11 protein-coding genes are annotated in these 10,529 nt (G+C 73.8%); 8 read left to right on the forward strand and 3 right to left on the reverse strand.

Annotated elements, in window-relative coordinates; genetic code table 11:
• Positions 1–165: 165 nt before the first annotated feature.
• Positions 166–885: an MBL fold metallo-hydrolase gene (locus GTW43_RS00210; protein ID WP_161299484.1), complete on the reverse strand. Its 720-nt coding sequence runs from the start codon at positions 883–885 to the stop codon at positions 166–168.
• 177 nt (positions 886–1,062) lie between these two features.
• On the opposite strand from GTW43_RS00210, the gene GTW43_RS00215 reads away from it, so the two are divergent.
• Positions 1,063–1,626 (forward strand): TetR/AcrR family transcriptional regulator, encoded by a 564-nt coding sequence (locus GTW43_RS00215; RefSeq protein WP_161299485.1) that lies wholly within the window; start codon positions 1,063–1,065, stop codon positions 1,624–1,626.
• 36 nt (positions 1,627–1,662) lie between these two features.
• Here the strand turns inward: GTW43_RS00215 and GTW43_RS00220 are convergent, their stop codons facing one another.
• Entirely contained in the window at positions 1,663–2,337 is a 675-nt protein-coding gene (locus GTW43_RS00220; protein ID WP_161299486.1) for a DNA polymerase ligase N-terminal domain-containing protein, read from the reverse strand.
• A gap of 165 nt (positions 2,338–2,502) precedes the next feature.
• Here GTW43_RS00220 and GTW43_RS00225 point away from each other — a divergent pair, with 165 nt between their 5' ends.
• Positions 2,503–2,829 (forward strand): plasmid stabilization protein, encoded by a 327-nt coding sequence (locus GTW43_RS00225; RefSeq protein ID WP_161299487.1) that lies wholly within the window; start codon positions 2,503–2,505, stop codon positions 2,827–2,829.
• Between the two features lie 81 nt (positions 2,830–2,910).
• Here GTW43_RS00225 and GTW43_RS00230 read toward each other — a convergent pair whose 3' ends face one another.
• Entirely contained in the window at positions 2,911–3,639 is a 729-nt protein-coding gene (locus GTW43_RS00230; RefSeq protein ID WP_161299488.1) for an FCD domain-containing protein, read from the reverse strand.
• Between the two features lie 160 nt (positions 3,640–3,799).
• Here GTW43_RS00230 and GTW43_RS00235 point away from each other — a divergent pair, with 160 nt between their 5' ends.
• From GTW43_RS00235 to GTW43_RS00260, 6 genes are all read left to right on the forward strand, one after another.
• A complete protein-coding gene (locus GTW43_RS00235) occupies positions 3,800–4,720 on the forward strand; it encodes an aldose 1-epimerase family protein (protein ID WP_161299489.1) in 921 nt (306 codons plus the stop codon).
• 101 nt (positions 4,721–4,821) lie between these two features.
• Positions 4,822–6,237 (forward strand): sugar porter family MFS transporter, encoded by a 1,416-nt coding sequence (locus tag GTW43_RS00240; protein ID WP_161299490.1) that lies wholly within the window; start codon positions 4,822–4,824, stop codon positions 6,235–6,237.
• Complete coding sequence (locus tag GTW43_RS00245; protein ID WP_161299491.1) at positions 6,234–6,992, forward strand: SDR family oxidoreductase; 759 nt, start codon at positions 6,234–6,236, stop codon at positions 6,990–6,992. Before GTW43_RS00240 ends, GTW43_RS00245 begins: the two co-directional genes overlap by 4 nt.
• 34 nt (positions 6,993–7,026) lie before the next feature.
• The gene (gene dgoD / locus GTW43_RS00250; RefSeq protein ID WP_161299492.1) at positions 7,027–8,238 is read left to right on the forward strand and encodes a galactonate dehydratase; all 1,212 of its coding nucleotides are present in this window, start codon (positions 7,027–7,029) and stop codon (positions 8,236–8,238) included.
• Positions 8,232–9,113, forward strand: a complete 882-nt coding sequence (locus GTW43_RS00255; protein ID WP_161299493.1) for an SMP-30/gluconolactonase/LRE family protein — start codon at positions 8,232–8,234, stop codon at positions 9,111–9,113. The genes dgoD and GTW43_RS00255 overlap by 7 nt, the downstream gene beginning before the upstream one ends.
• A gap of 120 nt (positions 9,114–9,233) precedes the next feature.
• Positions 9,234–10,529 (forward strand): glycoside hydrolase family 27 protein (locus GTW43_RS00260; RefSeq protein ID WP_161299494.1); only part of this gene is annotated, 1,296 nt, incomplete at its 3' end.

Raw genomic sequence — 10,529 nt, forward strand, 5'->3', positions numbered from 1 at the left:
CTCGTTCGGGCGCGGCGGCGAGAGCCGTCGCGGCGGAGCCGAGGGGACCGTCGCCGGCCTGCGGCGGCCAGGGTGATCTGGGCCGGGGCGTCGCGGGCGCACGCCGCCGCGGCGCCGACGGCGAGGTGGACCTGCCGGCACGCGGAGGGAGCGCGGGTCCCGCCGCTACTTCTGCGGCGCCGCGGCCCTCACCTGGCGGACCATCTCCTCGACGCCCCGGTCCCAGGGCGTGCCGTGACCGGGCAGCACCCACGTCGCCTCGACGTCCGCGAGCCGGTCCAGCGACTTCAGCGCCTGCTCTGCGTCGTCGGTGAACAGGGCCGGCTGCGGACCGCCCTGCCCCGTCAGGACGTGCCGGGTGGTGAGGGCGTCGCCGACGAACACCGCGTCGGCCACAGGCACATGGACGGCGATGCTGCCCGGCGAGTGCCCCGGCAGCCCCACGACGCGCGGCGCGCCGGGCAGGTCGAGCACGTCGCCGTCGCTCACCTCCGACACCTCGGTCAGATAGGTCGTGCGCAGGCCGCCCTTGCGGGCCGCGTACCAGAGGAAGCCGGCCGTGGCGCCGACCTTGGCGCGCCCCATCGCGTTCTTCACCTTGACCTCGCCGCGGGCGCGCGCGGCGTCGGCGCCGTGCACGAAGACCGGGACGCCGTACTCGCGCCGGAGCCGCTCGGCGAAGCCGATGTGGTCGTTGTCGCCGTGGGTGAGCACGAGGCCGCGGACGTCCGCCGGGGTCAGGCCCAGCGCCGTCAGTTCGGCGGTGAACTCCTGCCAGTGACCGGCGAGTCCGGCGTCCACGACGGTCACGCCGTCGTCCGTGACGACGAGGTAGGCGGCCACGATGTCGTTCCCGATGCGGTGCAGGTGCTGCGCGAGCTGCATGAGTCTTCTCCTCGCCGGTCCACGGTATGATGGCTACGATACATAGCCATCATGGCTAACGTCCATAGCCAATGCGCATCCCCATCCCCATCTCCACCTCCATCTCCATCCCCACTTCCCTCCTCCATCCGCAGCCCCACCCCCACACACCGCCACCACCGGCCGGCCGGAGCACACATGCCGACTCCCGAGCGCACGTCCCTCGATTCCATCGTCGAAGCCGCCCGCACACTCCTGGAGGCGGGGGGCCCGGACCGGCTGACCATGCAGGCAGTGGCCGAAGCGGTGGGGGTGCGCGCGCCGTCCCTCTACAAGCGCGTGCGCAACCGGGACGCCCTCGTGCGCCTCGTCATCGAGGCGACTCTGCGCGACCTCGAAGAAGTACTCAGGTCGGTACCGGCGGAGCTGGATCCCCCGGCGAGACTGGCCGGGCTGCTGCGCGCCTTCCGCGCGTTCGCGCACGAGCACCCGGCCGCGCACCACCTGATCTTCGCGAACGGCCCCGCCGCGACCCGCCCGGACCCCGCGCTTCTCGCGCAGGCCGCCGCTCCGGTCCTGGAGACCACGGCCGCGCTCGCTGGCCCCCGGCGGTCACTGGAGGCGGCCCGCACCGTCACCGCGTGGACCCACGGCTTCCTCAGCATGGAGCTGTCCTCGGCGTTCAATCTGGGCGGCGACGTCGACGACGCCTTCGAGTACGGCCTGGCCCACCTCACCACGGCCCTGACCCTGCCGGACTGACACCCTCACCGGTCACGCCCCGTCGACGCGCACGAGTCACCGTCGGTCAGCGGCCTCCGGGTCCCAGGTCGGGGCGTCGGGCGCGGTCGCGATCTGGTGGAGGGTGCGGCCCGTGCGCGCCGAGCGTGCTCTGCGCGGGTCGGGCGTGCCGGCGGCCCCGTCGGCGCCGTGGGCCTTGCCGGTGCGGACGAGGAGCCAGGCCTTAGGGGCGTTCGTGTCCCCGGCCCGCTCCTCGCGGCTGTGGATCCGGGTGAGGGCGTACTGGCCGTGGAGCTTGTCCCCGTGGAGTTCGAACGTCGCGTGGCCGTGGTCGAGCGCCTCGTCGAACGGCACGGGCCGGTACTTGCGGTCGTGACTGGTGGGACGGTACGTGCCCTGGTCCCAGACCATGACGGTGCCGCCGCCGTACTCGCCCTGTGCGATGACACCCTCGAAGTCGCGGTAGGCGAGCGGATGGTCCTCGGTCCGGACGGCGAGCCGTCGGTCACCGGGGTCGGTGGAGGGCCCCTTGGGGACGGCCCAGGACCTCAGCACGCCGTCAACCTCCAGTCGGAAGTCGAAGTGCATCCGGCGCGCGTCGTGGATCTGCACGACGAAGGACGGCTCGGCCCCTCCGGCCGTCGCCGGGTCGGCCTGTTCACCGCGCGGCTCGTCGGTGCGATCGAAGTGCCGCTTGGCGCGGTACGTCCGCAGACTGTCACGTTCCGTCACGGTCGACTCCTTCCCCTGGGCGGTGGCGACTGCCGGTCCGCCGGGTACCCGTGAACCGGTCGCGGCACGCACACCGGAAGCATGGGACGCATCCCTTCGCCGTGCCGGGGTACTCGGCAGCGCACGCAGCGACACCTGCCATCCCGTCCCACCGAGGAGAACGCCATGCCGCAGGGCTCCAGCGCGAAGCGCGAGCGTCAGTACGAACACGTCAAGGAGAGCGTCGAGAAGCGCGGCGCCTCCACGAAGCGCGCCGAGGAGATCGCGGCACGCACCGTGAACAAGGAGCGCGCCCGGTCCGGCGAGTCGAAGACAGTGAGCAGGGTGTCCACGCAGGACACGAAGTCCGCGTCCCAGCGCGGCGGCGAGCGATCCCACAGCGGCGCCCGGGGGCCGACCAGGGACCAGCTCTACGCAGAGGCGCAGCGACGCAACATCGACGGCCGCTCGTCGATGAACAAGCGCGAACTGGCCGAGGCGCTCGGCCGCTGAGCGCGCCGACGGCCGCATCGGCCCCGTTCACCCTCGGCCGCGGTCGTCCTCAGCCGCGGTCGCTCTCGGCCGTGGTCGTCCTCAGCCGCGGTCGGACGCCGCGCGCGCCTGGCCGCGGACGGCCACGTCGAGGTCCCGGTCCGCCTTGGCGAGGAGGTCGGCCATCGCGGTCCCCGCACGGGCGGCGTCGCCGTCGCGGATGGCGTCCAGGACCGCACGGTGGCTCGGGACGGGGTCGTCGGCGCAGCCGTGCGGGTCGTGCACGATGCTGTCGCGGGCGCGCAGGGCGGGGGCCATGAGGTCGTGGAGCATGGCCAGCATCTCGTTGCCGGACGCCACCAGGAGCGCGTGGTGGAAGTCGGAGTCGGCGGCGACCGCCTCGGCGACGTCGTCGCCTGCGCGGGCCATCCGGTCGAGGGCGGCCTCCAGGTCGGAGAGCTGCTGGTCGGTGCGGCGCTCGGCGGCCCGTCGTACGGCCGCGGGTTCGACGATGGAGCGCATCTCGGCGAGGTCGCGCAGGACCGCCTCGGCCTCGCCGCCCTCGATGCGCCAGCGGATGACGTCCGCGTCCAGCACGTTCCACTCCGCACGGGGACGCACGAAGGTGCCGCGCTTCTGGCGGGAGGCGACCAGCCCCTTGCCGCCGAGGACCTTGAGCGCCTCGCGGACGACGGTGAGGCTCACACCCATGTCGTGGACCAGGGTGCGGGGGTCGAGGGTGGCGCCGACGGCGACCTCACCCCCGACGACACGGGAGCCGAGCGATTCGACGACGCCTCCGTGGACTCCGCGTCCGGCGTAGGACACCATGCTCCGCTCCCCTCTGCGGGACGGGCCGACTGCCCGCGCACCCTCTGCGGCGGCCACTTTAATTCATAATTTTTGGAAGCTCAACGCCTCGATCACGCTCCGGAAATTAATTATGAATAATCCTTGACGGGGTCCCGCCCGGAGTGATGCAGTCCTGGCCATGGCCACCTCCACCCCGCTGCCGCTGTCCGGCACCCAGCACCGACTCACCGCCGGGCGCTACGCCGCGACGGTCGCGGGCGTCGGGGCGACCCTGCGGGAACTGGAGTACGGCGGACGCCCGTTGATCCTCGGATTCGACGCGGACGAACCCGCGCCCGCCGCCCACGGCCAGCTCCTCGCGCCGTGGCCGAACCGGCTCGCCGGCGGCTCCTACGCGTTCGGCGGCACACGGCACCGGCTGCCGCTGGACGAGACCGCGCCCGCGCCGTCCGCCCTGCACGGCCTCACCGCGTGGCAGACCTGGACCCCGGAGCCCCGCGACGGCTCGGACCGGGTCACGCTGGCCCTGGACCTCGCGGCCCGGCCCGGCTACCCGTTCGCCCTGCGCCTGGTCGCCGCCTACCGGCTGGACGCGGAGGGCGGCCTCACGGTCCGCGTCAGCGCGGCCAACCGCTCGTCGCACCCGGCGCCCTTCGGGCTCGGCGCCCACCCGTACCTGACCTTCGAGGCCCCCCTCGACGCCTGCACCGTCCGCCTGGGCGCCGACCGCTGCCTGCACCCCGACGCCCGCATGCTGCCCGACGGCCCGCCCCGCCCGGTCGAGGGAACCCCTCAGGACCTGCGCACGGAGCGGGAGTTGAGCGGTCTCGTCCTCAACCACGCCTACACCGGCCTGCACCGCGACGACGAGGGGCGGGCCCGCGTCCGCCTCCGCTCCCCCGGCGGCGACGCCACCGAGCTCTGGGCCGACCGGTCCTTCGGCTGGTTCCAGCTCTACACCGCCGACCACTTCGGGCGCACCGGCCTCGCCGTGGAACCGATGACCTGCCCGCCGGACGCCTTCAACAGCGGTCACGACCTGACCGTCCTCGCCCCGGGCGAACGGCGGACGTCCGCCTGGGGCATCCGCGTGCCCTGAACCACACCCCCACCGCTCGTCCACCCCCACCGCTCGCCCCGGCCCTCACGCGGGGCCGGCCGCCCGGCCCCACCGGCCGGCGGGAACCACTCGGGAAGACCATGACACACCTCCGTCCGCCGTCCCCTGCCGTCACCGGCGCCCGGCCCCCCGGCCTCGCCCACGTCGTCTTCGTCGCCGCCGCGGCCGCGATGGGCGGCTTCCTCTTCGGCTACGACAGCTCCGTCATCAACGGCGCGGTCGAGGCCGTGCGCGACCGCTACGACGTCGGCTCGGCGGCGCTCGCGCAGGTCATCGCCATCGCCCTGATCGGGTCCGCCGCCGGTGCGACCGTCGCCGGGCGGCTGGCCGACCGCATCGGCCGCATCCGCTGCATGCGCATCGCCGCGGCCCTGTTCACCGTGAGCTCCGTCGGCTCGGCCGTCCCCACCGGGCTGTGGGACCTGTCGCTGTGGCGGGTCGTCGGCGGCTTCGGCATCGGCATGGCCTCCGTGATCGGCCCGGCGTACATCGCCGAGGTGGCCCCGCCCGCCCACCGCGGCCGCCTCGCCGCCTTCCAGCAGGCCGCGATCGTGATCGGCATCGCCGTCTCCCAGCTCGTCAACTGGCTGCTCCTGACGCTCGCCGACGGCGACCAGCGCGGCCATCTCGCCGGCCTCGAGGCGTGGCAGTGGATGCTCGGCGTCATGGTCGTGCCGTCGCTGGCGTACGGGGCTCTCTCCTTCGCCATCCCCGAGTCGCCGCGCCATCTCGTCGCGCGCGGGGACACCGGTGCGGCGCGCCGCGTGCTCGCCCGCCTGGAGGGCGAGGGTCCCGGCCTCGACGCCCGGATCGAGGAGATCCGCGCCCACCTCGGCCGGGACCGCCGTTCCACGTTCCGCGACCTGCGCGGCAGGGCGGCCGGACTGCGGGGCATCGTCTGGGTCGGCATCGGCCTGGCGCTGTTCCAGCAACTCGTCGGGATCAACGTGGCGTTCTACTACTCCGCGACGCTCTGGCAGTCCGTCGGCATCGACCCGGGCAGCTCGTTCCTCTACTCGTTCACGACCTCGCTGGTGAACATCGCCGGCACCGTCGTCGCGATGCTCCTGGTCGACCGGGTCGGCCGCAAGCCCCTGATCCTGGTCGGCTCCGCGGGCATGGCCCTCTCCCTGGCGTGCGAGACATGGGCCTTCTCCGCGGACCTCGTCGACGGCCGACTCCCGCACACCCAGGGCCTCGTGGCGCTCATAGCGGCCCATGTCTTCGTCCTGTGCTTCGCCTCGTCGTGGGGCGTCGTGCTGTGGGTGATGCTCGGCGAGATGTTCCCCTCAGGGATCCGCGCCGCGGCGCTCGGCGTGTCCTCCGCGGCCGTCTGGGTGGCCAACTGGGTGATCACCGCGACATTCCCCAGCCTCTCCGACTGGAGCCTGGCCGGGACGTATCTGATCTACACAGCCTTCGCGCTGCTCTCCCTGCCCTTCGCGGCGCTCTGCGTGCGCGAGACCCGGGGCAGGACTCTCGAGGAGATGGGATGACCGGCATGCAACGCTTCACCGATCAGGTCGCCGTGGTGACCGGGGCCGCCACCGGCATCGGCGCGGCGACGGCCCGGCGGCTTGCCGCCGAGGGCGCGGCGGTCGTGCTGGGCGACGTCGACACCGAGCGCGGCGAGCGGACCGCCGCCGCGCTGCGCGCCGAGGGCGCCCGGGCCACGTTCGTGCGCGCGGACGTCGCCGACGCGGCGGACTGGCAGCGCGTCCTGGACGCGGCGCACGTCCACGGGCCGGTGCGGGTCCTCGTCTCCAACGCCTACACGGTGGACCTGGCGCCCGCCGGCGAGATGACGCAGGCGTCGTGGGAGCGCCAGGTCGCCGTCAACCTCACCGGGGGCTTCCTCGGCTTCCGGGCGGTGCAGCCCGATCTGTCGGAGCACGGCGGCGCCGTCGTCTACACGTCGTCCGTGCACGCCCGGATGGGGCTGCCGGGGCGACCCGCCTACGCGGCGACGAAGGGCGCCGTGCTCTCCCTGTGCAGTCAGCTCGCCGTGGAGTACGGCCCGTCCATCAGGGTCAACGCCGTCCTGCCCGGCCCGATCCTCACCGGCGCATGGGACGGGATCGGCGAGGAGGACCGCGCGCGGAGCGTCGCCGAGACGGCCGCCGCACGCTTCGGCACCCCCGACGAGGTCGCGGCGGCCATCGCGTTCCTCGCGTCCGCCGAGGCCGGGTACATCACGGGGACCAGTCTCGTCGTCGACGGCGGCTGGAGCGTGCTCAAGTCCTCGTCCTGACCCGCGCACGCCCTGTGTCCCGCGCACGCCCTGTGTGTGGCGCCCGCTCCTCCACCGCACTCGCCTTCGTCCTTCCGTTCATGAAAGGTGCACCCGCCCTGTGAAGATCGCTCGTATCGAGACGTTCCAGGTCCCTCCGCGCTGGCTGTTCTGCCGCATCGAGACGGACGACGGCCTGGTCGGCTGGGGCGAACCCGTCGTCGAGGGCCGGGCCGAGGCGGTCCGCACCGCCGTCGAGACGCTCGCCGAGTACCTCGTCGGCCAGGACCCACTGCGGATCGAGGACCACTGGCAGGTCCTCACCAAGGGCGGCTTCTACCGGGGCGGCCCGGTGCTCTCCAGTGCCGTGGCCGGGATCGACCAGGCGCTGTGGGACATCGCGGGCCAGGCGTACGGGGTGCCGGTCCACGCGCTGCTCGGCGGCCCCGTGCGCGAGTCGGTCCGCGTGTACGCGTGGGTCGGCGGCGACGAACCCGACGAGGTGGCCGACGAGATCACCGCCCAGATCGAGGCCGGCTTCACCGCGGTGAAGATGAACGCGTCGGGCCGCGTCTCCCCGATGCCCGGCCCGGCGGAGGTCGACGCGATCGTGCGGCGCGTGGCGACCGCGCGCGAGGTGCTCGGCCCCGAGCGCGACGTCGCCGTCGACTTCCACGGCCGCTTCACGCCGGCGGGCGCCCGCCGGGTGCTGGACGGAATCGCCCCGCTGCACCCGCTCTTCGCCGAGGAGCCGCTGCTGCCCGAGCACGGGCATCTGCTGCCGCGCCTGGTGGCGGGCACGAACGTGCCCGTCGCCACCGGTGAACGGCTCTACGGCCGGGCCGAGTTCCTGCCCGCCCTTCAGGCGGGCATCGCCGTGGCGCAGCCCGACCTGTCGCACGCGGGCGGCATCTCCGAGGTGCACCGCATCGCGTCGCTGGCCGACACCTTCGGCGTCCTGCTCGCCCCGCACTGCCCGCTCGGCCCGATCGCGCTCGCCGCCAGCCTCCAGGTGGCCTTCGCCACGCCCAACTTCCTCATCCAGGAACAGAGCCGCGGCATCCACTACAACCGCTCCGCCGACCTGCTCTCGTACGTCCTCGACCCCGAGCCGTTCCGGTTCACCGACGGCCGGGCGCACCGCACGCCGCTGCCGGGGCTCGGGGTGCGGGTGGACGAGGCGGCCGTGCGGGCGGCCGACAGCACGGCGCACAAGTGGCGCAACCCGGTGTGGCGGCACGACGACGGGAGCTTCGCCGAATGGTGACCCCGGGATCTGTCACGGCGCTCGGCACGGAGCGTCTCGAACTCGGGGAGGGGCCGCGCTGGACGGACCGTGGTCTCGTCCTCACCGACATTCTCGCGGGCCGTCTGTACGGCGCCGGACCCGGTGGGCCTCTGCGCGAACTCCTGGGCCTGCCCTGCCCGTTGGGCGCGGTCGCGCCCGTGGCCGGCCGGCCCGGGGTATGGATCGGCGCCGCCGGCACGGGGATCTGCCTGCTGCGCTCCGGCCGGCCGCCGCACTGGCTCCGGCGGCCGGAGCAGGACGCGGCCCGCCCCTTCCGTATGAACGACGGGGCCGCCGACCCCGCCGGGCGCTTCTGGGCCGGTTCCATGGCCTACGACGGCCGCCCCGGCGCGGGCACGCTGGCGCGCGTCGACCACGACGGGACGGTGACCACCGTGCTCGACGGGCTGAGCGTGCCCAACGGCCCGGCGTTCACGGCCGACGGCCGCACCCTGTACCTCGCCGACAGCGCCCGGGGACGCATCCTGCGTCATCCGGTGGACCCCGGGACGGGCGAGCTGGGTGAGGGCTCCGTGTTCGCCTCGGTGAGCGGGGGCAGCCCGGACGGGATGGCGGTGGACCGCGACGGCGGTCTCTGGAGCGCGGTGTGGGGCGCGGGCGTGCTCCACCACTACCGCGCCGACGGGGAGCTGGCGCAGGTCGTGCCGGTGCCGGTGCGACAGCCGGCCGGGCTGTGTCTGGGCGGGCCGGACGGCCGGACCCTGTTCGTGACGAGCGCGCGCGTCGGCCTGGCCGATCCCGGCCCGCTGGACGGCGCGGTGCTGCGGCTGCGGGTCGCCGTCCCGGGCGCGCCCGCCGACTCCTTCCGCCCGTCAACCCTCCTCGATTTTTAGTTAATTAGGAATTTTTATTGACAGGGTCGGCCCCTGCGACGACAGTCGTCCGAGCGATCCTGTCCGGCCTCCGCGCCGGCGGACGACGCCCCTCATCAGTCATCACCTCAGGAGAGCTCTGTGACGACACCCCGCGCAGCGACAGCCGGGACGGCCGCGACCGCCGCCCTCCTCGTCGCGGCCGTGCTCGCACCGGCCGTCCCGGCCGCCGCGTCGGCCCCCGCCCCGTCCGGCCACCGGCCCGCCCCGGGCGCACCGCTCGCCCCGACCCCGTACATGGGCTGGAACACCTACTTCGGCCTCGGCGCCCCGACCGAGAAGGACGTCAGGAGCGTCGCCGACTTCCTGGTGGACAGCGGGCTGAAGAAGAGCGGCTACGACATCGTGTGGCTGGACGGCGGCTGGCAGGCCGACACGCCGCGCGACAGCGCGGGCCGTCTCACGGCGCACGCCGGCCGGTTCCCCTCCGGCATCCCCGCCCTCGTCGACCACCTGCACCGGATGGGCCTGAAGGCGGGCATCTACACCGACGCGGGCACGTACGACGACGGCAAGAGCTGCGGGCTCGGCAGCCGCGGCCACTACGCGGAGGACGCGCAGCAGTTCGCCGACTGGAAGGTCGACGCGATCAAGGTCGACTTCCTGTGCGGCATCGCCGAGAAGGCCGATCCGGAGCCCGCGTTCAAGGAGTTCGGCGAGGCCGTGCGGGCCACCGGCCGGCCCATGCTGCTCAACCTCTGCAACCCCCTGACCGACGACTGGGGCGTGCCGCACACCCCGGCGCAGGACGCGCACAACTCGTACCGGTTCGGGCCCGGGCTCGCCGACTCCTGGCGCACCGGCACCGATGTCGCGTTCGGCACCCCCTCCGAGAACCAGTGGCCGAACGTCCTGCGCAACATGGACGCCAACATGGCGCACCCCGAGGCCCAGAGCCCCGGGCACTACAACGACCCCGACTACCTGATCCCGATGCGCCCGATGAAGGACGGCACGCCGGAGCTCACCGCCGAGGAGTCCACCACCCAGCTCGTCATGTGGGCCCTGATGGGCTCGCCTCTCGTGATCGGCTCCGATCCGCGCACCCTGCCGCAGGCGATGATCGACACCCTGCGCAACCCGGAGATCATCGGCGTCGACCAGGACCCGCTCGCCGTCCAGGGCGTCCGCGTGGCGAGCGACGCGACCGGCGACGTCTACAGCAAGGTCCTCGACGGTGCGGGCCACCGCGCCGCCGCCCTGCTCAACCGCTCGGACAGGACGGCGAAGCTCACCGTCCGCTTCGCCGACGCCGGGCTCACCGGGCCGGTGCACGTCCGTGATCTGCGGGCCCGGGCCGACCGCGGCGTCCACAGCGGCTCGTACACGGTCGAGGTGCCCGCGCACGGCACGGCGTTCCTGAAGCTGGACGGCGAG

It is taken from the genome of Streptomyces sp. SID5785 (genome assembly GCF_009870065.1).
Lineage (GTDB): Bacteria > Actinomycetota > Actinomycetes > Streptomycetales > Streptomycetaceae > Streptomyces.